Genomic DNA, 21,439 nt, shown 5'->3' on the forward strand with positions numbered 1-21,439 from the left:
GCGTAGACTGCGGTCCTGACGCGTCGTCAGGCCGCGGACTCGTAGTCGTCGAAGCGGTCGATCTCGACGCCGTCCTCGGTGATCTCCGCGAGGACGATACCGTTCCCGGAACCGGTGTCGCGCTCTGCGGCCGACTGCACGGCGCGGATGGCCAGCGCGCGGGCGTCTTCGAGGCTCATCTCGGGGTCGTACTCGCCCTCGATGGTCCCCGTCGCGACCATGGTGCCCGAGCCGGTGACGGTGTAGTCGTCCTGCAGGACGCCGCCGGCCGGGTCGACGCTGTAGACGTGGCTGCCCTCCTCGTCGACCCCACCGATGATGGGGTTGATGGCGAAGAACGGGCCGCCGCGGGCGAAGTTACCCGCCAGCGTCGCCAGCGCGTGGATGGAGAGGGGCTCGTCGCGGCGGACCTCGTAGAGGTTCGCTTCCGAGCGCAGCGAGCGGATGAACGACTGGGCGCCGCCGACGCTGCCGACCAGCGTCATGGCCGCCGTCGGGTGAATCTGCTCGACCTTCTGGACGTTCTTGTTCGAGACGAACCGACCGCCCAGCGAGGCGCGGCGGTCCGTCGCGATGAGGACGCCCTCCTCGGTGCTGATACCGACGGTGGTCGTCCCCGTCTTGGTGACCGTCTCCTCGTCGCGGCCGCCGTCGTCGTTCGGCAGCGTGCCGACTTCGGGTTCGTAGGCGTCGGTGAGACGCTCGTCGGGGTCGTACATCATTCGTCACCTCCGAGTTCGAACTCCTCGATACGACCGGCGATGTCGTCCTCGCCGAGTTTGGTGAACGTCTCCGTCTCGACGTCGACGGTGGCGATGTCCACGCCGGTGGCGTCGAGGCCGTCGTCGTTGACCGAGGCCAGCGCCTGCAGCGCCAGTTCGACGCCGCCTTCCAGGTCCATCTCATCGGCGTACTCGTCCTCGAGGAAGGTCTGGAGGTCCTCGCGGTTGCCGCCGATGGCGACGGCCTGCCACTCGTAGGGCGTCCCCGAGGGGTCCGTCTCGAACAGGCGCGGTTCGCCGTCCTCGATGCCGCCGACCAGCAGCGCGACCCCGAACGGGCGCGCGCCGCCGGTCTGGGTGTACTGCTGGATGTAGTCGGTGACCTCCTTGGTCAGGGACTCGACGCTCGCCGGTTCGTCGTAGCGGAGGCGGTTGACCTGCGCCTGTCGACGGGCGACGTCGATGAGCTGGCGGGCGTCGGCGACGTGGCCGGCGCTCGCGACGCCGACGTGGTCGTCGATCTCGTGTATCTTCTCGATGCTGTCGCGCTCGATGAGCGGGGAGCGGGCGTGGCGGTCGGCCGCCAGCACGACGCCGTCGGCGGTCCGGACGCCGACACTCGCGGTCCCTCGCTTGACTGCCTCACGAGCGTACTCGACCTGATAGAGGCGCCCGTCCGGCGAGAAGATGGTTATCCCGCGGTCGTACGCCTGTTGTTCGTTTCCTTGCATTGTGGGTGTTCTCTGTTATTCACCTGAGGTTAGGGCTTCTAGTATATAACGACATCGTCGATGTCGTCTCCGCTGCCCTCAGTACAGCGAGAGGTCGCCGGTGACGCGGTCCACGAGGTCGTCCTCGGCCGGCCCCACCGCGAGGGCGGTGACCGTCCCGGGGTCCAACTGCGTGTGGCCAGCGTCCCTGACGATGGCATGCGGCAGGCCTTCGCGCTCGGCGACGTCGGCGAGTTCGAACAGCTCGGACTCGCCGGTCGCCTTCAGGACCACCTTCTTCTGGCCCTCGCCCTTCCAGGCGTTGCGGGCCGTCCGACCGGCGTCCTCGTAGGCCGACAGCGAGGCGTGGGCGACCTGCGCGGCAAGTTTGCCCTCGCCCATACCGAGGTCGGCCCGGGCGACGATGGCCTGCTTCATACACCACACGTAGCGACCCGGACTTAAACGCCCGTCGGAGTACCCGACCGGTTGCACGTACCACAGGGCACTTACCGTGTGGGTGTGGACTGCCCGGGGATGCCCTCCACAGTCACGACGTTCGTCACGCGGCCCGGCGCGTTCTTCGAGCGGCGAGCGGACCGGTTGAGCGGGTTGCGCGGGGCCGGCCTCGCCGCCGCGCTCGCGCTCCTGATAGTCCTCGTCCTCGGCGTCGCGCTCCGGTTGTTCAGCCAGCAGTTCACCGGCAGCGCGACCGTCGACAACCCGGCCTACCCCGGAGACACGTTCTGCGAGGACGGCGGCGTCGGCGGGATGACCCCGAGTGGCTGTGACGAACCGGCGACGACGACCGTCGAGGTCAGCACGCTCCTCTGGGAGGAGATAACGGGCACGCTCCCGTGGCTGTTCGTCGGTGTGCTGGTCGTCTGGTTCGGCCTCGCCGTCGCGCTCCACGTCGGTGCGATGCTGGGCGACGGTGCCGGACGCTTCGGGGAGACGATGGAAGTCGCCGCGTGGGGCCTCGTCCCGACGGCGTTCGTGACGGCCGCCGCCGGTGCGGCGCTGGTCTACTTCGCCGCGCAGGCCGACCTCGCCAGTGCGACACCGGAGACGCTCCTCTCGGAGGTCAGAACGCTCCAGTCGGGCGTCTCGGGGCTTACGTTCCTGCTGATACAGATTGCCGGCGCGGCCTGGCAGGCGTTCCTCTGGACCGGCGGCCTGCGGGTCGCCCACGAACTCAGTCGTCGGGCGGCGGTGGTCGTCGGCGTGGTCGTGGCGACCGTGCCGGTGATACTCTCGTAGGCAGCGCCCGTCACTCGACCCGTGCGTCGGCCTCGGCGAGCGTCTCGTCGTCGTGGACGACACGCACCACGAACTCGGTGCCGTCCGGGAGGGAGTCGAAGTCCATCGTCACGGCGAACGACCCGTCGTCGGCGACCGTCGCCACTCGTTGGCGGAGGAACGGCGTGCTCGACCCGGAACTGCGTGCGCGGATCGTGACGTTCGTGCCGGGGTCGAGGTCGGTCGTCCCGCGGATCGACTGGTCGGCGGCGTTCCGGACGGTCAGGGTGTCGCCGTCGTAGTCGAACTGCGTCCCCGCAGTCGATGCGTCGGCGGCCTCACCGTCGGACGCACCGGGGACGTGGCGGACCCGCGCCGTCCGGTTGGTCAGTTCCGCACCGTCGTGACGGACGCTGACGGTCGCCGTCGCGTTCTCGCCGACGTACGAGAGGTCGACCGGCACGCTGAAGCTCCCGTTCGCACCGACGGTGGCGTTCTGCTGGTAGAGGAACGGGTTCTCGGCGCTCTCGCTCCTGATCCTGAGGGTCAGGGTCGCGCCGGCGTCGAGGTCGGTCGCACCCTCGACCGTCTCGTTCGCCCCGGTTTCGAGGACGAGCGAGTCGTTGGCCGGGTAGACGACGGTGCCGTTCACCTCGCTCGGGCCCGGCGAGTCCGTCGTCGGTGCCTCGGCGGGGCCGCCCGTCTGGCCGGAGAGGGCCGGCAGGGCGAACAGGCCGCCGGCGAGGAGGACCGCGCCGACGGCGACCACGCTGACAACGGCGGTTCGACGGGTGCTCACGGCGACACCTCCCGTGGCGTCGGGCGGTCGAAGGGGCTGTGCGGTCCGTTCCGGATGGGTGGAGGGCAAGTAGCGCGCATCCACTCGACCATACACCACCCCGTGAAAAACCCCCGACGGATGCTAAAAACGAGCGTTGAACGGTACCCGGGGGGCTCGTCGGGGCCGAGACGGGACGCTTTAGGTATCCCGCCCCGCTACGTCGGGTAATGATACTCTCCGACGCCGACATCGAGCGTCGCCTCCGCGAGGGCGACCTCGTGATCGAGCCGCTCGACGACCCCGACATCCAGATCCAGCCGGCGAGCGTCGACCTCCGGCTCGGCCACGAGTTCCTGGAGTTCCAGCACGCCAACATCCCCTGTATCCACCCCAACTCAGAGGACGAGGTGGCCGACTACGTCGAGGAGACGACGATAGACGAGGACGGCGAGTACATCCTCCACCCCGGCGACTTCGTGCTCGGCACGACCCACGAGCGCGTCGAGATTCCCGACGACCTCATCGCCCACGTCGAGGGGCGGTCCTCGCTGGGCCGCCTCGCCATCGTTGTCCACGCCACCGCCGGTCTGTGTGACCCCGGCTACGAGGGCCAGATCACACTCGAGCTCTCCAATCTCGGCACCGCCCCGGTCGCGCTCACCCCGGGCATGCGGATCTCGCAGCTCACCTTCACAGAGCTCAAGACGCCCGCGGAGCGGCCCTACGGGTCCGAGCGCGGCTCGAAGTATCAGGGCCAGCGGGGGCCGCAGGCGAGCAAGATACAGGGCGATAGGGAGTTCGGAGGCGACCAATGAGCGACGCCCGTGTCCCTCGCCCGTCGGCGAGAAACGACGTGGAGTTCGAGGGCGACCAATGAGCGGCGCTCGTGTCCCTCGCCTGTCGGCGAGAAACGACGTGGAGTTCGGAGGCGCCCGGTAGGATGCGCTTCGTCGAGGAAATCGTCGTCGACGAGTTTCTCCCGACGTTCCGGTCGATGCTGGCCGAGGCCCTCCGGGAGCGGGGCCTCACCCAGTCCGAGGTGGCGGACCTGTTGGGCATCAGCCAGAGCGCCGTCTCGAAGTACGTCCACGGCGACGTCGAGCGCAACGAGGCGCTGCTCGACCACCGCGGACTGAACGAACTCGTCGAGCGACTGGCCGAGGGGCTGGCCGACGGCGACGTGAGCCCCGTGCAGACGCTCGTCGAGGCCGAGGTGTTCGTCCGCGAACTCGAGCAGGGCGGCCTGCTCGCGTCCCTCCACGAGGAGGCGGTGCCGGAACTCGCTGAGTACGGCGGCGAGTTCAGCGTCCACGACCCGGACTCGAAGCTGCGGGCCGCAGAGCGGACCCTGTCGACGGTGCGGCAGGGCCTGCGGGTGCTGGAGAACACCAGCGGGTTCGCGACGCTCATCCCCGCCGTCGGGTCGAACCTCGTGCAGGCGCTCCCCGACGGGGACAGCATCGAGGACGTGGCCGCCGTCCCCGGCCGGATTCTGGACGTGAAGGGGCGGGCGACCATCCCCGCCGAACCGGAGTACGGGGTGAGCGAGCACGTCGCCACGGTGTTGCTGGCGGCGCGGGCCGCCGGGAGCGACGCCCGCGCGGCGCTGAACGTCCGGTACGACGAGTCCGTCGTCGCGGCGCTCGAAGACGCCGGCTACACCGCCGTCGAGTTCGACGCCGAGGCGGCCCTCGAACCGGCCATCGAGGCGGCGCTGGCCGACGACCCCGACGCCGACGTCATCTACCAGACCGGCGGGATGGGCGTCGAACCGGTCGTCTACCTGCTCGGCGACGACGCCGTGACCGTCGCCGAGTGGGCCAGAGACCTGTTGTGACCGAATCGCCGAACGTCTACGCGCGCTGGGCCGCCCTCTACGACAGCGTCGCCGACCTCCCGGTCCTCCGGTCGTGGCGGGCCCGCGCCGCCGACGCGCTCGACCTGTCGGCGGGCGACACCGTCGTCGAGATGGGCTGTGGCACCGGAGCGAACGTGCCGGTCCTCCGCCGTCGCGTGGGGTCGACGGGCCGGGTCGTCGGCGTCGACCTGACCCGCGAGATGCTCGCGCAGGCACGCGCCCACGAGGACCGGACCGGCGACGGCGTCCACTATCTGCTCGGCGACGCCGCGCGCCCGCCCGTCGACGGCGCCGACGCGGTGCTGGCGACGTTCGTCGCCGGCGTCTTCGCGGACCCCGCCGCGGCCGTCGACGCGTGGTGTGACTGCGTCGCCCCCGGCGACCGGGTCGCGCTGCTGAACTTCCAGCGGAGCGACAGTCCGCTCGCGGCGCCGCTGAACGTCGCCTTCGAGGGGTTCGTCCGTCTCTCGGCGCCCGGGACGCGGCTCTCGCGGCAGTCACACGCCGACGCCTTCGAGCGGCGGGTCGCGACGGCCCGGGACCGGCTGGCCGAACGCACCGTCGACCGGCGCTACGAGACGTTCGCCGGCGGGTACCTCGGGTTGGTCTCCGGACGCGTCGAGTGAGGGCGGGCGCGACCGCTCAGCGCCGGTAGCGCTCGGCGTGGCGCGGACAGAACGGCGGCGCGCGCAACTGGGCCGCGACGACGCCGGGGTGTCTGTGTGGGTTGTGCAGTCGGCACCGCTCGTCGTCACAGAACGCCTCGCCCGTCTCGAGGTAGTGGTACGCCTGCAGGACGTACCCCTTCAGCGCCTCGGTCGTCCGGGGGTCGTCCTCGACCAGGAAGTCGCCCTCGACCTCGCTCTCCAGCACCTCGCGGGGCGGCGAATCGCCCGTGAGCAGCGCGTGCTTCTGCTGTTCCTCGTAGTACTGTTCGGGTTTCGCGGGGGCCTCGTACAGCCCCGGCACCGAGACGACCGCCGGGTGGCCGAGAACGTTCACCCGCTTGTGCCAGCGGCCGTCGTGGTCGCCCCACGTCCCGACGACCCGGTCCAGCAGGACGACGTGGAGGTGGGCGAGGGACCGTTCGGTCTCGGGAAGGCGGCGGTGGAACAGCCGCTGGAGTTCGAGGCCGTCGTAGATGACGCCGCCGGCCCGCTCGGGGCTCTCGATGGCGCGCTCCTCGTAGCGGACGATACCGAGCATCGTGTTGCCCGTCTCGCGCTCGTAGGGGTCCAGCACGCGCACCGAGGCCATCGCCTCGGGCAGGTCGTCGTCGGCGTACAGCGAGAGGAACCGCTCGCGGACGTCTACCTCGGCGTCGACGCGGGCGCCGAGCCACTCCGCGATGACGTCGGCGTCGACCGCCGCAGTCGGCGCGCGGTAGAGCGTGACCTGTTCGACCATATCTGTCAGTGGTACCGCGCATTAATACAGGTTGTGAACGGCGGAGAAACAGGACAGCAGTGTCGACGGGACACGGGTCGGTCTCGACGTGGGGCCGGCCGTGGTGTCGAGTCGACGACGGCGGTCGTGCGAGCGTTCGTCGCCCGTTCAGGGAGTCCCCAGCCCGGTCAGCGGCAGCGCCGCTCCCTCGCCGGCACCGCCGAGCGGCGGCTCGTCGGCTTCGAGGACGTCGAGGAACTCGGGAATCGTCCACGTGCGGTCGCCGTCGGTACAGGGGTAGACCCCGAGGACGTCGTCGCCGTCGGTGAGGCTGGCGAGCATCATCGGCGTCGTCAGCACCTCCTTGCTCTCGCCGACCAGTAGCGACGCCGTCCGCGTCTCGAACGGCGGGCGGACGCTCACGCCGTTCTCGTCGGCCCACGCCTCGAACGTCTCGATGGTCGCCAGCAACTCGCTGTGCTGGTTCCGGTCGGAGACCACTATCTCGTCGGGCCACGTCGTGACCGTGAAGTCGCTCAGCGTCCCCGCGGTCCGGAGGCTGCTCAGTCGGTCGATGACCGTCGTCCGCGGCCCACACACCGGCCGTCGCGTCCAGAGGTCGACCGTGAGCCCGTTCGTCGAACCGCTGTCAGGCGCCGTTCCGTTCAGATGTTGCAATCCGTCGGACATTGTTTGTCAATCACTGCCAAGATTGGAGAATTTCCTACATAATCGTTGGCACTAGACACATATTACTGTAAGTACACGAATAAGGTTCGAGAATCGGTGACCGTTCGTCAGTCGTCGGCGGTCGCCGCGGCGTCGCGGCTGGTCAGGTCGACGGGGTCGGCGTCGACCTCGAGTTCGTCGAGGGCGACCTGTGCGGCGCGCTTGCCGGAGACGAGCATGGCGCCGAACGTCGGGCCCATGCGCGGGAGGCCGTAGGTCGTCGCGGTGGCCATGCCGGTGACGACGAGGCCGTCGTGGGCCAGGCCCGTGTGCTCGACGACGGCGTCCTCGCTCTCGCCGACCCACATCGAGTCGTGGCCGGGCGAGTCGTGGCCGGGGGCGCCGTAGGTGTCGTCGCTGGTCTGGTCCATCCCGGTGTCGCCCTCCTCGATGCCGGGGGCGTCGAGGACGCCACGCTCGTCGAGCTTCTTCACCGCCATCGCGTCGTGCCCCGTCGCGTCGATGACGAGGTCCGCCTCGACGGCGATGGGGTCGACGCAGGTTATCTCCCGGGGCAGGGCGTGGACCGGCGTCCAGTTCATCACGATGCCGCCGACGCGGTGGTCCTGACGGATGACGATGTCCGTGAACTCGGTCATGTTCTGCATCTTCGCGCCGGCGTCGCAGGCCGCCTTGATGAGGCCGGAACAGGCTTCCGGCCCGTTGGCGACGTACAGGCCCTCGCTGTCTTTGGACTGCTTGTAGTCGACCGCCAGCTCGTCGAGGACCTGCTGGGCCGGGTCACGCACCGTGACCTTGTTCATCAGGAACCCGCCGAGCCAGAACCCCCCGCCCAGGTAGTTGTTCTTCTCGACGACCATCGTCTGGACGCCCCGCTCGGAGAGTTCCTTCGCGGCCATCAGCCCCGAGGGACCGCCGCCGACGATGATGACGTCCGAGTCCGAGAAGTCCATGAACTCCTCGGTCCACTCCTGTCCGATCGCGCGTGTGACTTCCGCCTCGCCGACGTCGCTGAACTGGTCGAAATCGCTCATACCACCTAGTGATATCTTGCTGTGGTAAATAGGTGTTGTGGTGTCGCCGGTGCCGTCGCTCGGGAGGCAGGCAGAAGCGAGAGCGCAGTACCGCCGCGCCGCTCGGGCCCGCTGTCAGGCCCAGGCGTGCAGGCCGGCGGCCGTGAGCACGTCCCGTCCACCGTCGGGCTGGCAGACGGCCCAGCGCGACCGGTCGGCGTCGGCGGGGAACAGGTGTTCTGGCACGATGGGCATCGGCACGGGGGCGTAACCGCCGCGACGCATCGCCGTGGGCCCGGGGAACCGCTCGACGACATCGCCCCCCGCGGTCACCTCGAATTGGCCGTCGTCGGCCCGACGGTACGCGTACTGGAAGGCGTGTCGCCCCGCGTCACCCAGCGCGTCGACGTGCTCGAAGACGGCGACGACCTCGGTGCCGACGCTCAGCTCCAGCCGGGGCCGCCCCTCGTCGACCCGAACCTCGCGCCACTGGAGGTCCGAGGCCGGTGCGCGGGCGCAGGCGTAGCTCCCGTCCGAGAGCGGGACGCGGTCGGGCCCCTTGTAGAAGTGTCTGCCGTCGGGTTCGTCGACAGCCACGCAGGCGGGGTCGCCCAGCACCGTCGCGACGACCTGCGTGAGCGTCGTCCCCGTCGCCTCGGTCGAGGGGACCACGAACAGACAGTCCCGGTCCTCCCGGAGCGCGTCGGCGAAGCGCGGGACCAGTCCCGACGGGCCGACGTCGGCCTCGGTGAGCGGTTCGATGGCGACCGGGCGCGGCTCCCCCGCGTCGACGAGGCCGACCGCCGACTCGCCCGGTTCGGCGAGCGCCGGCGGCCCGCCGAGCCCCTCGCGTACGGTCACGTCGTAACCGGCCCGCTCGCACAGCGAGACGCCGTGGTCGCGGACCGAAGGATAGACAGGCATCTACGTGGAGACACGGGCCGTGACGGCAAGAACCCCGCGCCGTCCCGCTACGTCCCGTCGCGAATCGCGCGCTCGGCGGCCTCGAGCGCCTCGTCGGCGTCGAACGCCTCGATAGCCGCCCGCTGTGCCTCGGGGTCGTCGGCCAGTTCGCGGGCGTGGGCGGTCACGTTCGGGATGGCCCGGACGATGTTGTCGATTATCGGGACCGTCGCGACCTGTGCCGACCGGCTGAGCGGGTTGAGGTCGACGACGAGTTCCGTCTTCCCCATCTCGCCCAGCGCCTCGGCCCGGTCGCCGTCCTCCAGTGGGACCAGCACCACGTCGGCGTCGCCGATGCCGTCGGCGTCCACCTTCGCCCGTTCGTGGTCGAGACCCGGGATGCGCCCGTCGGCCTCGAGTCCCAACACCTCCTGGGCGCCGTGGTCGCGGAGGTACTCGGCGATGGCTCGAATCCGTTCTTCGGTGCGGTTGAACAGGTTCACCTCGAGGTCGGCCCCGGTGGCCTCGGCCAGTTCGACGAGTTCGCCGGGGACGAGCGCGGCGGCGTTCCCGTTGACCGAGACGACGGCGTGGTCCGCCTGCAGGATGTGGGCGGCCGCCGCCCGTTCGGCCCGGTCGGCGCTCTCGATGGTCCGTTCGCCCAGCAGGTAGTCGTAGGCCTCACCGCGACCCTGCGCGATGAGGCCCTGTCTCGACGTGATGCCGCGGTCGACGCCGTCCTCGATGCGGTGACGCGTCAGCAGCGACTCGTAGCGCGGGTGGCTCTCGGGGACCTCGACCTCGTCGCTCATACAGTCCGTTCGACGGGCGACCGTCGAAAAGTCGTCGGTCGCGGGCCGCTACGGCGGTCCGCTCTCCACGGTGGCACCCGGCGGGTACACCTCACAGGCGCTGGCGTCGTAGCCCGCGTCGGTCAGCCCCGTGCCGAACGAGAACACCGTCTCGCCGAGCATCGCCATCGCGGCGTCGCCGCCCGCCTCGGTCACGTCCCGGATCACGCGCCCGACGTCCTCGGTCAGCAAGTCGGCCTCCCGGGAGAACTGCCGCGACGCGCGGGCGAACGTGTCGAGCGTCGGGTCCTCGACGACCATCGAGAGCGCCCGCTCGCCGGCCCGTGTCAACGTCTCTGTCTCCCCGCCCACCACGTCGGCGGTCGACAGCTCCCCGAGCGTGTGGTACTCGACGCGGGCGCGGGCGGGAATCGCGTCGACGTAGTTGTGCCGTGGCGCGCCGGGTTCGAGTCGAAGCGGCACCCCGCCGCGGGCCTGCCCGACCACGTCACCCAGTCCGGTGCCGGCCTGTACCTCCGCGCCGTGGGCTATCGTGACGAGCTCGTTGTACGAGAGGGCGCGCTCGAACGCCGCGTTGGCCGCGAGCGCCGTCCCCAGCGCCGTCGCGCCGGAGACGCCGAACCCCGCACCGAGCGGTAGCGGCGTCTCGGCGGTGACGCGCGCCGAGACGCGGAGCGCCGCCAACACTCGCTCGACGGCGGCCATCTCGACGCGCTCGCCGTCGAGTTCCACCGTCGTCTCGGCGGCCGGTTCCACCGTCACCGAGACGCCGTCCGACAGCGCCAGTCCACCACCCCGGGACCCCGTCTTCGTCGGGTCGTCCGCCCGGTCGACCGTGAAGAAGCCGGTCACGTGGCCCGGGACGAACGCTCGTGCCTGCTCGCTCATGGATGCCCTCCGGCGTGGTCCGGTTTAACGGTTGGCAGTCTCACTCCGTGGCCGACTCCGGGTCGGCCCCGCGGTCGACCGCCTCGCGGGCGTCGGCGACCGTCTCCGTCTCCAGCAGGCGCTCGACCCGCCGCTCGAACTCCGCCTCGGTCAGTTCCCCCCGGGCGTAGCGGCTCCGTAGCTCGTCCAGCGCGTCCTGCTGGGGGTCCGGTGCCGCGTCGGCGGACCGCCCGGCCCCGCGCTCGTACCACCGCGCCAGCCCCACCGCCAGCGGCACCAGCCCGCCCAGCATCGGGAACGCCAGCCACCACCACGGCACGCCCATCGCGAGCAGGCCGGCGGCGAGCCCGAACCCGACCAGCAGTGCGGCACCGACGGCGATAGACTCAAGTGGCGAGTCCGTGTCACCACCGCTGTCCTGACGACCGTCCATGCGCGGGTCCTGTGCCCGCGCCGACATATGTCCGACGGTACGCTTATGTTTGCGTAGTATTCAAACGTATACCCAATGCCAACCATCAGCGCGCGGCTCCCGAGCGAGGAGAAGGCCGAACTCGACGACGTGGCGGAACTGCTCTCCGAGGACCGTTCGACCACCATCCGGAAGGCGCTCCGCGAGGGCCTGGAGACGCTGCGCATCCGCGTCGCCGTCGAGCAGTACCAGTCGGGCGACATCTCCGCGGCGGAGGCCGCCCAGATAGCGGACCTCTCCATCGCCGAGTGGCTCGACGTGGCCCGCGAGCGCAACCTGACCACGCAACTGCAGCTGTCGGACCTCGAACTCGACGCCGACACCGCCGCGGAGCTATGACCCGCATCTACGTCGGGCCCACCGCGCTGTACAGTCTCGGCCAGGTGGGTGAGCTCTCGCTGCTGGAGTCGTTCGACGGCGACGTGGTCATCCCCGAGCCGGTCATCGAGGCGGTGCCGGTCGAACCGACCGCGACCAACCTCTCGGAGTTCCTGGCGGGCGGGGACGTGGAGACAGCCGTCGACGAGGACCAGATAGGGCGCGCCCGCACCGTCCTCGGCGAGAAGGACATCGGTGCCGCCGCCACCGTCCTCGCCGGCGTCCTCGCGCACCGCGACCAGTCCGACCGCTCGGCCGTCGCCGTCGTCTCGGAGGACCGCACCGTCCGCCGAACCGCGCAGGGACTCGGCGCCGAGGTGACCAGCAGTTTCGGCGTCGTCGTCCGCGCGGCCATCGAGGACAAGTACCTCAGTTCGCGACAGGCCAAACGTATCGTCCGTCGCATCGACCAGCACGGGATGCACCTCACCGGCGAGCTGCGGGAACGCGCGGTCGGCGAGATCGCGGAGTAACGGGGCCGGATGCGCCCTCGCCGACGACTGGCGATGCCCGAACCACCGGAAACGCGCCGGAAACGTCCACCCCGACGCCGTCGGGCGTCGACGTGGGTGCACCGATAGCTACGAAAGCGTGGGTTTAACACTCCGGGTCCCGACCCTCGGAGTATGCAGGGTAATCTTCCGCCTGAAGCACAGGAGAAGCTCGAGGAACTGCAGGATCTGCAGGAGACCGCACAGCAGGTCGCCGCACAGAAACAGCAGGCCGAGACGAACCTCCAGGAGTCCCGCACCGCGCTGGACGAGCTCGAGGATGTCGACGAGGACACGACGATGTACCGCGAGGTCGGTGAACTCCTCGTGAAGACGGACTTCGACGAGGCCCAGGACGACCTCGAAGAGAAGGTCTCCAGCCTCGAGGTCCGCGTCGAGACCCTCGAGAAGCAGGAAGAGCGCGTCCAGGAGCAGTTCGAGGAACTCCAGAGCGAGCTCCAGCAGATGCTCGGCGGCGGTCCGGCCGGCGGCCCCGGCGCTGGCGCGTAAGGCGATGCCGACGGACGACGAAGTGGTCGAGGTGGCCGCTGACGCGGCCGAGAACGTCGTTTTCTCGCGGTTCGACGCGGGCGACGTCGACGACGTGGACGTGACCGTCAGCTTCGAAGACGGCGTCCTCGAAGTGGACGTCTACGTCAACGCCCCGGAGAGCCGCGTCGACGAGAAGCGGGTGGCCGACGACGCCGCGCTGGCCGCTCGCTCGGCCGTCGACGACCTGTTCGACGACGAGAACTGAACCGCACGCGGTTCGCCCACACCGCTTCGGTGTGGGGCGACGAACACTCCGTCAGTGGCGACGACGCGACGGCGAGGCCGACGCGGGCACCGGGCGTCAAGTCCGGTCGCTCGCGAACCCGGTCCGGAACGCGATCCAACCGAGGACGCTGACGAACAGAATCGGTGGGAGAATCATGAACCCCCACAGCGGGTCCAGACCCCAGCCGAGCAACAGCACCAGGTCGAACAGCCCGATGGCCACGAACGGGGCGATGTACTTCGTGGCCTGCCAGCGGTCGACGCCTGTCGTTTCTCCGGCGTCGTCCGTCTCATCGGCCGATAGCAGGTCCTCGGTGGTCCGTTCGGCCTCGTCGGCGTGGACGGAGTCGTCCATACCGAAGGTGGGTGTCCGAGGAGCAAAAGTACCGCGCTTGGTCGCTACGTGCGTCAGGTGGGGGAACGGGCGAAGAAGCAGGCGGGTTACTGTTCGCTGTCGGTCATCTCGTCGTCGGACTCGTCGCTATCCTCGGTCTCTTCTTCGTTCTCGGCATCACTGTCGTCGGCGTCGTCGGGGGTGACGTCGCTGATCTGGTCGCCGAGGTCGCCCTCGAGGTCACCGGCCATGTGCTGCTGGACCAGCGAGTGGATCTCGCTGACGAAGTCCGGCACCTGCTCGGGCAGGTCCGCGGGCGGGCCGCGTTCGCCGTCGGGGCCGACGGCAGCGGACGGGCCCCGACGCTCATCACTCGCGTTCGCCGCCGCGTCCGACTCGTTCGTCTGGTTCGTCGCCGCCATCTCCTCGCTGTCGGCGGCGTTATCTTCGGCGTCGGCCGCTGTCTCGTTGGCGTACTCGTCGGCCTGTGCGCCGTCCGCGTTGTCCGAAGCCTGTGCGCCTGCCGCCGCGGGCAGCGCCGCCGCCGACCCCGTGATGACGAGGACGGCCAGCAGCGCGCCGGCGATCTTAGTGAGCTTCATCGTGTGTTGACTCCACCCGACTCTGTAGGCCGACACCACTTCAAGGGGACAAGCACAAAAGCCGGATAAACTCGATTTAGGCCGTTTTAACCGTTCAGAGCGCCGTTTTAATCCGGATTAAACGGGATTTTCCGGGTGAGTCACTCGTCTGTCTCCGGAAGCGTGTACTGGCGGCCCGGGGCGTCGGCGCGCGCGACGGTTCGGGTCCGACCGACGAGGTACCCGTCGGCGTCGTCGTCGTCGTCGGCCCACGGCGGGGCGTCTTGCAGCCAGACGGCGGCCGTCGCCCCGCGACAGGCCCGCGCCCACTCGCGGGCCAGCGCCTTCGAGTCGAAGGTGCGAACCGGTCCCTCGCGGTTGACCCAGCGACCGGCGCGAGCGCTCACCCGACGCGCGGAGGGCTTCACGACCACTCGGTATGCGTCCTCGGCCACGGACGCCGGTAGGGACGGGACCTGTAAAACGGCCGCGGGCTAGCTTTTCATACCCGCCGACCGAATTGTACGACATGGAACACGAGGCCACGGTCGAAGGAGTCGGCGTCGGCGTGAGCGAAGAGGGAGCGGGAACGCCGGTCGTGTTGCTCCGGGCCCGCGGCGAGATCGTCCCGATCTTCGTCAGTTCCGACCAGGCCCAGTCGATGCAACTGGCCATCGACGGCGAACCGTTCGAGCGGCCGCTCACACACGACCTGCTGGTCGAGATGGTCGCGGAGTTCGGCAGCGCCATCGACCGTGTCCGCATCGACGACCTGACCGACGGCACCTTCTACGCGAAGATCGACACCGAGCAGTACCTCGACGACCGCCGCAAGGAGATGGTGTTCGACGCGCGCCCCTCCGACGGCATCGCCATCGCGCTGCGCGTGGACTGTCCGCTGGTCGTCTCCGAGGAGGTGGTCGACGCCGCCGGTCGCTCGCCCGAGGAGTTCGACACCGGGGACGAACTCGGCCTCTGAGTGGAAAGGTTCTCGACCGCAGGGACCGACGGAATCGGTATGGGCTACGAGGCAGTCATCTTCGACAACGACGGCGTCCTGTTGACGCTGACGAGCAGGGGCGCCCATCTCGACGGTACGCGCGAGGCGTTCGCGCGCGTCGGGGTCACCGACCCGCACCCGGACCACGTCGAGGCGATGAGCATCGGCGTGACGGTGGACAGACTGGAGGGGGTCTGCGACGAGTACGACATCGACCCCGAGGAGTTCTGGGCGGCGCGGGACGGCGCCATCTCCGAGGTACAGCGCGCCGAGATGACCGCCGGCGAGAAGCGCCCGTACGACGACGTCGACGCGCTCGAGCGCTTCGACTCGCCGCTGGGCGTCGTCTCCTCGAACCAGCGGGCGACGGTGGAGTTCGCCTTCGACCACTTCGGACTCGCCCCGCACTTCGAGACGGTCCACGCGCGCGAGCCGACGGTTCAGAGCCTCGAACGCAAGAAGCCGCGCCCGTACTACGTCGAACGGGCGCTCGCCGACCTCGGCGTCTCGGACGCCCTGTTCGTCGGCGACAACGAGTCCGACGTGCGGGCCGCCCACGCCGCGGGTATCGACTCGGCGTTCATCCGCCGCCCGCACCGCGTCGACGCCGACCTCTCGGTGACCCCCGACTACGAGGTGTGGGGGCTGGCGGACGTCGTACGCATCGCGGAGTGAGTTCCGGGCCGGTAGCCGACGGGGTGGTAACTACCTGAGGACCATCGAGGTGTAGCTGACGTCGAGGTCGAAATCACACTTTCCACCGACAGGCACGGACGGGCGTGCATGAAAAAGTCGGTCAGTGACTCCTCGGGTGAGCGGACCACCACAGCCGAGACGTCACAGACACCGCGCGCGTTTCTCGATTCACTCGTCACTCGACTTCCCGAACCGGCCGTCGTCGTCGACACGGAGCTGCGAGTCCTCGCCGCGAACGAGCATCTCTCTTCGCTGGTCGAGAAGCCGGCCGAGACACTCGTCGGCCGGTCGCTCCCCGACCTGTTCCCGGTGGCGACCCGCGGCCGTATCGAAGCCAACTGCGCCCAGACGGGGGCGTACGTCACGACCTGCTGCCAGACCGTCGAGGAGGACCGCTGGGTCGACCTCGCGTTCGAGCGCCACGAGTCCGAGGGCGAGACGGTGTATCTCGGTATCGGCCACGACGTGACCGAGCGACAGGAGCGCGAGCGCACCCTGGAAGCGTACGAACGGATCGTAGAGACCATCGAGGACGGCGTGTACACGCTCGACGACACCGGTACCATCCGGACGGTCAACGACGCGATGGCGTCGATCACCGGCTACGACCGGGAGGCGCTGGTCGGGGCCGACGCGTCGCTGCTCGCTAATGAGTCGGCTATCGACCGGGCAGTGAAGCTGAGCAGACAGCTCAGGGACGGGGCGCTGGACGTCGCCACCATGACGACGGAGCTCCAGACGGCCGACGCGGGGACGGTCCCCGTCGAGACGCGGTTCTCGGCGTACAGCCTCGAAGATGACCACTACCGGCAGGTCGGCGTCGTCCGGGACGTCTCCGACCGCCAGCAGTTCGCCCGCATGCTCGCGTCGCTCCACGACTCCACGCGGCAACTCCTCCGGGCCGAGACGAAAGACGAGGTGGCGGCGGTCATCGCGGAGACGGCGGCGGACGTGCTGGACCTCTCCGGCGTGACGGTCTATCTGTTCGACCGGTGTGAGAACCTCCTCCGACCGACCGCCGTCGACCCGGACGCGGCCGTCGACGAGAGCGACCTCTCCCCGGTCGGCCCCGACGGCGGCCTCGTCTGGGACGTCTTCGTCGACGACGAGGGGGCGACGCTGGGGACCGGGGCCATCTACCGCTCGCTGACCGACCACGGGGTGTTCTACGCGCAGACGCCCAGCGACGGCCTCGACGAACGGACGCGCGAACTCGTGGACCTGCTCGCGAGCAGCGCCGAGGCCGCACTCGCCCGCGTCGACCGCGAGACGGCCCTGCGAGAGCGCGAGGAGGAGCGCCGCCAGCAGAACGAGGAACTCAGGCAGTTGAAGCAGGTCAACGCCATCATCCGGCGGGTCGACCGCGTCCTCGTCGAGGCCGACACCTGCGAGGCCATCGAACAGGCCGTCTGTGACGAACTCGCGGCCTCGAAGTGGTTCTCGTTCGTCTGGCTCGGTCGGTCGACGGAGGACGGTGTCGACCCGCGGGCGTGGGCCGGTCGGTCGTCGAGCTACCTCGACGCAGTCAGCCAGTCGACCGCCGGCGACGACGGGCCGCCCGCGGTCCAGACGGCGCAGTCGGGGACGACGACCCTCGTCCCGTCTATCACCGACGACCTGCGACGGGGCCACTGGCGGACCGAAGCCATCTCCCGCGACTTCCGCTCGGCCATCAGCGTCCCGCTGGCGTACGACGACTACCTCTACGGCGTGCTGACCGTCTACGCCGACCGGACGGAGCACTTCGGCGAGACGCTCGAGTCCGTCTTCGCCGAACTCGGGGAGAGCATCGCGAACGCGATGCGAGAGATAGAGTCCCGACAGCGCCGCCCGGGCGACGGCGTGGTCGAACTCGCCCTCTCGGTTCCGGGGCCGAAACCGTTCACCACGCAGGTGGCGCGGCGTCTCGACCAGCGAATCACCTGCGAGGGCGTGGTCCCCGGCGAGGCCGACGCCACGAGGCTGTTCGTCCGGGTCCCGGACGGGGAGCCGGCGACGGTCGCGGAGACGATAGCCGAGATACGGCAGGTACGGTCGGTGTCGTCGGTCTCCGAGGACCTGTACGAGGTGGTGGTCGAGGGCGAGACGGTCGTTCGGGCGGTCACCGACCAGGGGGCCCGGCTCGGCGACCTCGAAGCGCGTCCAGACCGGGTCGACGTCGTCGTCCACCTCGCGGCCGGGGCGGACGTGCGGACGTTCGTCGAGCAACTGGAGAGCCGGTACGACGGCGTGCAGTTGAACGCCCGGCGGGAGAAGACGACGCGCCAGCCGAACCACGGCAGCGTCCGGGCCGTCCTCGAGGAGAGGCTCACCGACCGACAGCTGGAGGTGTTGCGGACGGCCTACCTCAGCGGCTTCTTCGACTGGCCCCGCGAGACGACCGGCGAGGAGGTCGCGTCGATGCTGGACATCACCCAGCCGACGGTGAACCGCCACCTACGTGTCAGCGAACGGAAGCTGCTCGAACTGGTGTTAGAGGACAGCTGACCGGGTCGCTATCTGCATAGTGTCACTCGAAATCGGTATCGTTCTGTATAGCCAGAATGCGTTTTTTGCAACACGGTGATTGACCGATAGCGGAGTGCAACCGATGACAGGAACCCAACACGTGTACACTACCTCGCCGTCCGAACCACTGAGTCAGACAATCGTCTTCGGTATCGCCGACGCGAAGGGTATCGACCCGATGGAGTTAGACGAGTGTCTCTACGACTGTATCGACCCCGAAGCGCTCGACGAACTGTTCGACTCCTCGGATGGGAGCCTCGTCGCCACCTTCTCTTTCTCGATGTCCGGCTGCCGCGTCGAAGTCGAACGCGGACAGAAGGTCGTCGTCACCGAACGCCGAGACGAGCAGAACCGAGCAGAGATAACCGCCTAGCCCGTCAGTCCCCGCCTCTCTGTACCGACTGCGTCGCGTGCCGGCCCGGTCAGTCGTCGGCGACCAGCGTCTCGTCCTCGTCGGCCACCAGCCGGTCCATCGCGTCGACCATCGCGCGCACGGAGGCCCGCGTGATGTCCGAGTCGCTGGCGGAGACGGCGACGTGGTCGTCGCCGCGTGACATCTCTATCTCGACGGTGACCATCGCGTCGGTGCCGCCGGTGATGGCGTCGACGTGGTAGTCTTCGAGCGTCGCGTCGGCGGTGTGGGACAGCGCCGCCTCGGCGGCGTTCATCGCCGCGTCGACGGGCCCGGACCCGACGGCCGCCTCCTTGCGTTCCTCGCCGTCGACGGAGAGCCGCACGCTCGCCGTCGGCGTGTCCGACCCCGAGACGGCGGTCAGCCCCAGCAGTTCGACGCGGCGGTCCTGCTCCTGTCCCGTCACCTCGTCGGCGATGGTCAGCAGGTCGGCGTCGGTGACCCGCTTGCCCCGGTCGCCGATCTCCTTGACGCGAGCGACGATATCGGAGAGTTGGTCGTCGGTGACGTCGACGTCGTGTTCCTCCAGGGCGGCCTGGACGCCGGCGCGGCCGGCGTGTTTGCCCAGCGCCAGCCGGCGCTCGCGGCCCACCTTCTCGGGCGGGTAGGGCTCGTACATCGCGTCGTCTTTCAGCGTCCCGTCGGTGTGGATGCCCGACTCGTGGGTGAACGCGTTCTGCCCGACGACGGCCTTGTTCGGGGCCAGCGGGATGCCGGTCCGGTTGGCGATGAGGTCGGCGAGGTCGTACACCTTCGTCAGGTCCATCGTGTCGACGCCGTAGCCGTGGTCCAGCGCGATGGCGACCTCTTCGAGGGCGACGTTGCCGGCCCGTTCCCCGATGCCGTTGATGGTGCCGTGGACGAGGTCCGCGCCGGCGGCGATGGACACGAGCGCGTTCGTCACGGCCAGCCCCAGGTCGTCGTGGGTGTGCGTGCTGACCGGGCCCAGGTCCGAGAGCCGCGAGACGCACTCGAGCGCGCGGTCCGGCGTCGCGTGGCCGACGGTGTCGGCCCAGCAGATGCGGTCGGCGCCGGCGTCGAGCGCCGCACCGAGCAGTTCCTCGAGGTAGTCGAGGTCCGCGCGGGAGCCGTCCTCGCCGATGACCTCCACCCAGAGGCCGTGGTCGGCGGCGTACTCGACGAGGTCGACCGTCGACGCGACGTTGTCGGCTTTCGAGGTGCCGACCTTGTCCTCGATGTGGCGGTCGCTGGCCGGAACGACGAGGTTGACCCCGTCGACGCCACACTCCAGGGCGAGGTCGATGTCGTTCCGGATGCCGCGACAGAAACTCGTCACCGTCGCGTCGAGGTCCAGTTCGGCGACCCGCGAGATGGTCTCGCGCTCGCCCGGCCCGGTGCAGGCGCTCCCGGCCTCGATGACGTCGATACGCGCGGCGTCGAGTTTGCGCGCGATGTCGGCCTTGTCGTCCGGCGTCAGCGAGACACCGGGGGCCTGTTCGCCGTCGCGAAGCGTCGTATCGAGAAACTGTACCTCACCGACCTCGTCGAGGGGACGCGTCGCTGGGTGGTCCCCGAACAATGTATGCTGACTCACAGAACGTTCACTTCCGTCACTCTTGGGGGCGAATTTCACACCCAGCCGCCTCGCGGCGACTTCCTCTATCCTCCGTCGGGTGTTCCGACATGGTGATAGCTACTCACACGTTCATCCTTTAAAATCTGCCGGATGCGCGACGGGGTGTGGCAGTCGACGCTCACCCCTCGACGACGACCGTGTCCCCCTCGCTGACGCCGTCGGCCGCCCCGGCGGGCAGTTCGAGGACGGTGTCGGCTCTGGCCCACCCGACGCCGTACCACGGCGAGACGGTCTTGACTGCCTGCACCTCGTCGTCGGCCAGCCACAGCACGTCCAGCGGGAACGGGACGAACAGCATGTGGATAGAGCGGGTGCCCACGCCGTCGAAGGGGAAGACGAGCGCGTAGTCGTCGGGAATCGACCGCCGGAACATCAGCCCCCGGGCCTGTTCGAGGAGGGACTCCGCCCGGTCGACCTCGCGAGCCAGTGTCCGCGAGTGTCCGTCCGGGTCGTGGACGATACGCATACGCCGGCCGAGACGGCCGCCGGCCAAAAGCGTTCCGTCGGTCGGCGGGGAGTCAGATTGAGGTGCCTCCGGGCCCCACCAGCGGGCATGGAGAAGGCACCGGGCGGCACCAGCGTCGGCGTCGACGACCCCTACGACCACGTCGACCGCTGTGACTTCGTCACCGACGAGGGGAAGTGCCGCTGGGCGCGCGAGCACGGCCACCACGACCCGGACTTCGCCGACGCCCGGAGCGCCGAGGCGTTCCGGTGTCCGGCGGCAGTGGGGCCTGACGGCGACACCGAGGGGGCCGAGTGGGACTGGCGCGACTGCCCGCACTTCCGCTGTCGGAACCGGGACCGCGAGTGCAGCCGGTGTGGCCTCGCGGAGCGCCGGATGGCCCACTCCGACGAGCGGCCGCTCCTCGAAGAGCACCACCTCTCGTACGACGAGACACAGGACGACGACGCGGACCTCGCCCACGAGATCACGGTGTACCTCTGCCGCTGGTGTCACTCGAAGGTCCACGGGTCGTGGGCGCGCATCGACGACGACGTGAACCCGGACCCGGAGGCCATCGCGGAGAAGGAGGGCCGACGCTCGAGAGAGCAGTCCGAGATGGGGTTCCAGTCGGCGGCCGAGCGGTACGACGACGGGTGAGGGCGGGGCCGTCGGCCGACCGAACGCTCGGCCGTCTGTCGCGGGACCGTGTCCGGCATCTGCTGTGAGCCCCGTTTCAGGAGATA

At 69.5% G+C, this 21,439-nt stretch carries 29 protein-coding genes; 13 read left to right on the forward strand and 16 right to left on the reverse strand.

From position 1 onward, the window contains the following. Window positions 1-26: 26 nt before the first annotated feature. The 3 genes from psmB to pth2 form a co-directional block, all read right to left on the reverse strand. Complete coding sequence (psmB, locus tag ACV7GQ_RS12070; RefSeq protein WP_470310486.1) at window positions 27-719, reverse strand: archaeal proteasome endopeptidase complex subunit beta; 693 nt, start codon at window positions 717-719, stop codon at window positions 27-29. Continuing rightward, the gene (gene psmA / locus ACV7GQ_RS12075) at window positions 719-1,453 is read right to left on the reverse strand and encodes an archaeal proteasome endopeptidase complex subunit alpha (protein WP_470310487.1); all 735 of its coding nucleotides are present in this window, start codon (window positions 1,451-1,453) and stop codon (window positions 719-721) included. The genes psmB and psmA overlap by 1 nt, the downstream gene beginning before the upstream one ends. Window positions 1,454-1,531: 78 nt before the next feature. Next, entirely contained in the window at window positions 1,532-1,870 is a 339-nt protein-coding gene (gene pth2, locus ACV7GQ_RS12080) for a peptidyl-tRNA hydrolase Pth2 (RefSeq protein ID WP_470310488.1), read from the reverse strand. A 99-nt stretch (window positions 1,871-1,969) separates the two neighbouring features. Here pth2 and ACV7GQ_RS12085 point away from each other — a divergent pair, with 99 nt between their 5' ends. Next, window positions 1,970-2,692: a Yip1 family protein gene (locus tag ACV7GQ_RS12085; protein ID WP_470310489.1), complete on the forward strand. Its 723-nt coding sequence runs from the start codon at window positions 1,970-1,972 to the stop codon at window positions 2,690-2,692. Window positions 2,693-2,702: 10 nt separating this feature from the next. Here ACV7GQ_RS12085 and ACV7GQ_RS12090 read toward each other — a convergent pair whose 3' ends face one another. Further along, complete coding sequence (locus ACV7GQ_RS12090; RefSeq protein WP_470310490.1) at window positions 2,703-3,470, reverse strand: BGTF surface domain-containing protein; 768 nt, start codon at window positions 3,468-3,470, stop codon at window positions 2,703-2,705. A gap of 209 nt (window positions 3,471-3,679) precedes the next feature. On the opposite strand from ACV7GQ_RS12090, the gene dcd reads away from it, so the two are divergent. The 3 genes from dcd to ACV7GQ_RS12105 all read left to right on the forward strand — a co-directional run bounded on the left by dcd (window position 3,680) and on the right by ACV7GQ_RS12105 (window position 5,936). After that, entirely contained in the window at window positions 3,680-4,267 is a 588-nt protein-coding gene (gene dcd, locus ACV7GQ_RS12095; protein WP_470310491.1) for a dCTP deaminase, read from the forward strand. A gap of 125 nt (window positions 4,268-4,392) precedes the next feature. Next, on the forward strand, window positions 4,393-5,289 hold the full coding sequence (locus tag ACV7GQ_RS12100) for a thiamine-phosphate synthase family protein (RefSeq protein ID WP_470310492.1): 897 nt from the start codon (window positions 4,393-4,395) through the stop codon (window positions 5,287-5,289). Further along, window positions 5,286-5,936: a class I SAM-dependent methyltransferase gene (locus ACV7GQ_RS12105; RefSeq protein ID WP_470310493.1), complete on the forward strand. Its 651-nt coding sequence runs from the start codon at window positions 5,286-5,288 to the stop codon at window positions 5,934-5,936. The genes ACV7GQ_RS12100 and ACV7GQ_RS12105 overlap by 4 nt, the downstream gene beginning before the upstream one ends. Before the next feature lie 16 nt (window positions 5,937-5,952). Here ACV7GQ_RS12105 and ACV7GQ_RS12110 read toward each other — a convergent pair whose 3' ends face one another. The 7 genes from ACV7GQ_RS12110 to ACV7GQ_RS12140 form a co-directional block, all read right to left on the reverse strand. Beyond that, complete coding sequence (locus ACV7GQ_RS12110) at window positions 5,953-6,717, reverse strand: DUF7001 family protein (RefSeq protein WP_470310494.1); 765 nt, start codon at window positions 6,715-6,717, stop codon at window positions 5,953-5,955. A 147-nt stretch (window positions 6,718-6,864) separates the two neighbouring features. Next, window positions 6,865-7,386 (reverse strand): HTH domain-containing protein, encoded by a 522-nt coding sequence (locus ACV7GQ_RS12115; RefSeq protein ID WP_470310495.1) that lies wholly within the window; start codon window positions 7,384-7,386, stop codon window positions 6,865-6,867. Window positions 7,387-7,493: 107 nt separating this feature from the next. Then, a complete protein-coding gene (locus tag ACV7GQ_RS12120; protein WP_470310496.1) occupies window positions 7,494-8,420 on the reverse strand; it encodes a sulfide-dependent adenosine diphosphate thiazole synthase in 927 nt (308 codons plus the stop codon). A gap of 114 nt (window positions 8,421-8,534) precedes the next feature. Continuing rightward, entirely contained in the window at window positions 8,535-9,323 is a 789-nt protein-coding gene (locus tag ACV7GQ_RS12125; protein WP_470310497.1) for a hypothetical protein, read from the reverse strand. Between the two features lie 47 nt (window positions 9,324-9,370). Then, entirely contained in the window at window positions 9,371-10,114 is a 744-nt protein-coding gene (locus tag ACV7GQ_RS12130; protein ID WP_470310498.1) for a 4-phosphopantoate--beta-alanine ligase, read from the reverse strand. 48 nt (window positions 10,115-10,162) lie between these two features. Further along, the gene (locus tag ACV7GQ_RS12135) at window positions 10,163-11,002 is read right to left on the reverse strand and encodes a pantoate kinase (RefSeq protein WP_470310499.1); all 840 of its coding nucleotides are present in this window, start codon (window positions 11,000-11,002) and stop codon (window positions 10,163-10,165) included. A 40-nt stretch (window positions 11,003-11,042) separates the two neighbouring features. After that, window positions 11,043-11,435, reverse strand: a complete 393-nt coding sequence (locus ACV7GQ_RS12140) for an SHOCT domain-containing protein (RefSeq protein WP_470310500.1) — start codon at window positions 11,433-11,435, stop codon at window positions 11,043-11,045. Between the two features lie 75 nt (window positions 11,436-11,510). On the opposite strand from ACV7GQ_RS12140, the gene ACV7GQ_RS12145 reads away from it, so the two are divergent. The 4 genes from ACV7GQ_RS12145 (at window position 11,511) to ACV7GQ_RS12160 (ending at window position 13,100) form a co-directional block, all read left to right on the forward strand. Continuing rightward, on the forward strand, window positions 11,511-11,813 hold the full coding sequence (locus ACV7GQ_RS12145) for a UPF0175 family protein (protein ID WP_166968469.1): 303 nt from the start codon (window positions 11,511-11,513) through the stop codon (window positions 11,811-11,813). Next, the gene (locus tag ACV7GQ_RS12150) at window positions 11,810-12,325 is read left to right on the forward strand and encodes a PIN domain-containing protein (RefSeq protein WP_470310501.1); all 516 of its coding nucleotides are present in this window, start codon (window positions 11,810-11,812) and stop codon (window positions 12,323-12,325) included. Before ACV7GQ_RS12145 ends, ACV7GQ_RS12150 begins: the two co-directional genes overlap by 4 nt. 153 nt (window positions 12,326-12,478) lie before the next feature. Further along, window positions 12,479-12,853: a prefoldin subunit beta gene (locus tag ACV7GQ_RS12155; protein ID WP_470310502.1), complete on the forward strand. Its 375-nt coding sequence runs from the start codon at window positions 12,479-12,481 to the stop codon at window positions 12,851-12,853. A gap of 4 nt (window positions 12,854-12,857) precedes the next feature. After that, window positions 12,858-13,100 (forward strand): DUF3194 domain-containing protein, encoded by a 243-nt coding sequence (locus ACV7GQ_RS12160; protein WP_470310503.1) that lies wholly within the window; start codon window positions 12,858-12,860, stop codon window positions 13,098-13,100. Window positions 13,101-13,196: 96 nt separating this feature from the next. Here the strand turns inward: ACV7GQ_RS12160 and ACV7GQ_RS12165 are convergent, their stop codons facing one another. From ACV7GQ_RS12165 to ACV7GQ_RS12175, 3 genes are all read right to left on the reverse strand, one after another. Continuing rightward, window positions 13,197-13,475, reverse strand: a complete 279-nt coding sequence (locus ACV7GQ_RS12165) for a DUF8142 family protein (protein WP_470310504.1) — start codon at window positions 13,473-13,475, stop codon at window positions 13,197-13,199. Window positions 13,476-13,561: 86 nt separating this feature from the next. Further along, window positions 13,562-14,056 carry a hypothetical protein gene (locus tag ACV7GQ_RS12170; protein ID WP_470310505.1) on the reverse strand — a complete coding sequence of 165 codons (495 nt, stop codon included), beginning with the start codon at window positions 14,054-14,056 and terminating at the stop codon, window positions 13,562-13,564. Between the two features lie 140 nt (window positions 14,057-14,196). Continuing rightward, window positions 14,197-14,490, reverse strand: coding sequence for a DUF8081 domain-containing protein (locus ACV7GQ_RS12175; protein WP_470310506.1), 294 nt, complete (start codon window positions 14,488-14,490; stop codon window positions 14,197-14,199). 74 nt (window positions 14,491-14,564) lie between these two features. Here ACV7GQ_RS12175 and ACV7GQ_RS12180 point away from each other — a divergent pair, with 74 nt between their 5' ends. The 4 genes from ACV7GQ_RS12180 to ACV7GQ_RS12195 all read left to right on the forward strand — a co-directional run bounded on the left by ACV7GQ_RS12180 (window position 14,565) and on the right by ACV7GQ_RS12195 (window position 18,612). Next, window positions 14,565-15,014, forward strand: coding sequence for a bifunctional nuclease family protein (locus ACV7GQ_RS12180; RefSeq protein ID WP_470310507.1), 450 nt, complete (start codon window positions 14,565-14,567; stop codon window positions 15,012-15,014). A gap of 39 nt (window positions 15,015-15,053) precedes the next feature. Next, window positions 15,054-15,710, forward strand: a complete 657-nt coding sequence (locus tag ACV7GQ_RS12185) for an HAD family hydrolase (RefSeq protein WP_470310508.1) — start codon at window positions 15,054-15,056, stop codon at window positions 15,708-15,710. 108 nt (window positions 15,711-15,818) lie between these two features. Then, window positions 15,819-18,218, forward strand: a complete 2,400-nt coding sequence (locus tag ACV7GQ_RS12190) for a bacterio-opsin activator domain-containing protein (protein WP_470310509.1) — start codon at window positions 15,819-15,821, stop codon at window positions 18,216-18,218. Between the two features lie 103 nt (window positions 18,219-18,321). Further along, window positions 18,322-18,612, forward strand: coding sequence for a HalOD1 output domain-containing protein (locus ACV7GQ_RS12195; RefSeq protein WP_470310510.1), 291 nt, complete (start codon window positions 18,322-18,324; stop codon window positions 18,610-18,612). Window positions 18,613-18,661: 49 nt separating this feature from the next. On the opposite strand, the gene ACV7GQ_RS12200 is transcribed toward ACV7GQ_RS12195, so the two are convergent. Together ACV7GQ_RS12200 and ACV7GQ_RS12205 are read right to left on the reverse strand one after the other, a co-directional pair. Further along, a complete protein-coding gene (locus tag ACV7GQ_RS12200) occupies window positions 18,662-20,206 on the reverse strand; it encodes a (R)-citramalate synthase (RefSeq protein ID WP_470310511.1) in 1,545 nt (514 codons plus the stop codon). Window positions 20,207-20,366: 160 nt separating this feature from the next. Then, a complete protein-coding gene (locus tag ACV7GQ_RS12205) occupies window positions 20,367-20,714 on the reverse strand; it encodes a DUF192 domain-containing protein (protein WP_470310512.1) in 348 nt (115 codons plus the stop codon). A gap of 87 nt (window positions 20,715-20,801) precedes the next feature. On the opposite strand from ACV7GQ_RS12205, the gene ACV7GQ_RS12210 reads away from it, so the two are divergent. Continuing rightward, window positions 20,802-21,353, forward strand: coding sequence for a DUF7097 family protein (locus ACV7GQ_RS12210; protein ID WP_470310513.1), 552 nt, complete (start codon window positions 20,802-20,804; stop codon window positions 21,351-21,353). Window positions 21,354-21,439: the final 86 nt, after the last annotated feature.

This window comes from Haloarcula sp. MBLA0163, from assembly GCF_055632435.1.

Excerpts from the sequence above, each read along its gene's own strand:
- ACV7GQ_RS12170 (WP_470310505.1), bottom strand. The coding sequence starts at position 14,056 with ATGAAGCTCACTAAGATCGCCGGCGCGCTGCTGGCCGTCCTCGTCATC.
- ACV7GQ_RS12115 (WP_470310495.1), bottom strand. The coding sequence starts at position 7,386 with ATGTCCGACGGATTGCAACATCTGAACGGAACGGCGCCTGACAGCGGT.
- psmA (WP_470310487.1), bottom strand. The coding sequence starts at position 1,453 with ATGCAAGGAAACGAACAACAGGCGTACGACCGCGGGATAACCATCTTC.
- ACV7GQ_RS12120 (WP_470310496.1), bottom strand. The coding sequence starts at position 8,420 with ATGAGCGATTTCGACCAGTTCAGCGACGTCGGCGAGGCGGAAGTCACA.
- ACV7GQ_RS12155 (WP_470310502.1), top strand. The coding sequence starts at position 12,479 with ATGCAGGGTAATCTTCCGCCTGAAGCACAGGAGAAGCTCGAGGAACTG.
- pth2 (WP_470310488.1), bottom strand. The coding sequence starts at position 1,870 with ATGAAGCAGGCCATCGTCGCCCGGGCCGACCTCGGTATGGGCGAGGGC.
- ACV7GQ_RS12140 (WP_470310500.1), bottom strand. The coding sequence starts at position 11,435 with ATGGACGGTCGTCAGGACAGCGGTGGTGACACGGACTCGCCACTTGAG.
- ACV7GQ_RS12210 (WP_470310513.1), top strand. The coding sequence starts at position 20,802 with ATGGAGAAGGCACCGGGCGGCACCAGCGTCGGCGTCGACGACCCCTAC.
- ACV7GQ_RS12110 (WP_470310494.1), bottom strand. The coding sequence starts at position 6,717 with ATGGTCGAACAGGTCACGCTCTACCGCGCGCCGACTGCGGCGGTCGAC.
- ACV7GQ_RS12185 (WP_470310508.1), top strand. The coding sequence starts at position 15,054 with ATGGGCTACGAGGCAGTCATCTTCGACAACGACGGCGTCCTGTTGACG.
- ACV7GQ_RS12205 (WP_470310512.1), bottom strand. The coding sequence starts at position 20,714 with ATGCGTATCGTCCACGACCCGGACGGACACTCGCGGACACTGGCTCGC.
- ACV7GQ_RS12150 (WP_470310501.1), top strand. The coding sequence starts at position 11,810 with ATGACCCGCATCTACGTCGGGCCCACCGCGCTGTACAGTCTCGGCCAG.
- psmB (WP_470310486.1), bottom strand. The coding sequence starts at position 719 with ATGTACGACCCCGACGAGCGTCTCACCGACGCCTACGAACCCGAAGTC.
- ACV7GQ_RS12130 (WP_470310498.1), bottom strand. The coding sequence starts at position 10,114 with ATGAGCGACGAGGTCGAGGTCCCCGAGAGCCACCCGCGCTACGAGTCG.
- dcd (WP_470310491.1), top strand. The coding sequence starts at position 3,680 with ATGATACTCTCCGACGCCGACATCGAGCGTCGCCTCCGCGAGGGCGAC.
- ACV7GQ_RS12195 (WP_470310510.1), top strand. The coding sequence starts at position 18,322 with ATGACAGGAACCCAACACGTGTACACTACCTCGCCGTCCGAACCACTG.
- ACV7GQ_RS12160 (WP_470310503.1), top strand. The coding sequence starts at position 12,858 with ATGCCGACGGACGACGAAGTGGTCGAGGTGGCCGCTGACGCGGCCGAG.
- ACV7GQ_RS12180 (WP_470310507.1), top strand. The coding sequence starts at position 14,565 with ATGGAACACGAGGCCACGGTCGAAGGAGTCGGCGTCGGCGTGAGCGAA.
- ACV7GQ_RS12125 (WP_470310497.1), bottom strand. The coding sequence starts at position 9,323 with ATGCCTGTCTATCCTTCGGTCCGCGACCACGGCGTCTCGCTGTGCGAG.
- ACV7GQ_RS12190 (WP_470310509.1), top strand. The coding sequence starts at position 15,819 with ATGAAAAAGTCGGTCAGTGACTCCTCGGGTGAGCGGACCACCACAGCC.
- ACV7GQ_RS12165 (WP_470310504.1), bottom strand. The coding sequence starts at position 13,475 with ATGGACGACTCCGTCCACGCCGACGAGGCCGAACGGACCACCGAGGAC.
- ACV7GQ_RS12100 (WP_470310492.1), top strand. The coding sequence starts at position 4,393 with ATGCGCTTCGTCGAGGAAATCGTCGTCGACGAGTTTCTCCCGACGTTC.
- ACV7GQ_RS12085 (WP_470310489.1), top strand. The coding sequence starts at position 1,970 with ATGCCCTCCACAGTCACGACGTTCGTCACGCGGCCCGGCGCGTTCTTC.
- ACV7GQ_RS12145 (WP_166968469.1), top strand. The coding sequence starts at position 11,511 with ATGCCAACCATCAGCGCGCGGCTCCCGAGCGAGGAGAAGGCCGAACTC.
- ACV7GQ_RS12135 (WP_470310499.1), bottom strand. The coding sequence starts at position 11,002 with ATGAGCGAGCAGGCACGAGCGTTCGTCCCGGGCCACGTGACCGGCTTC.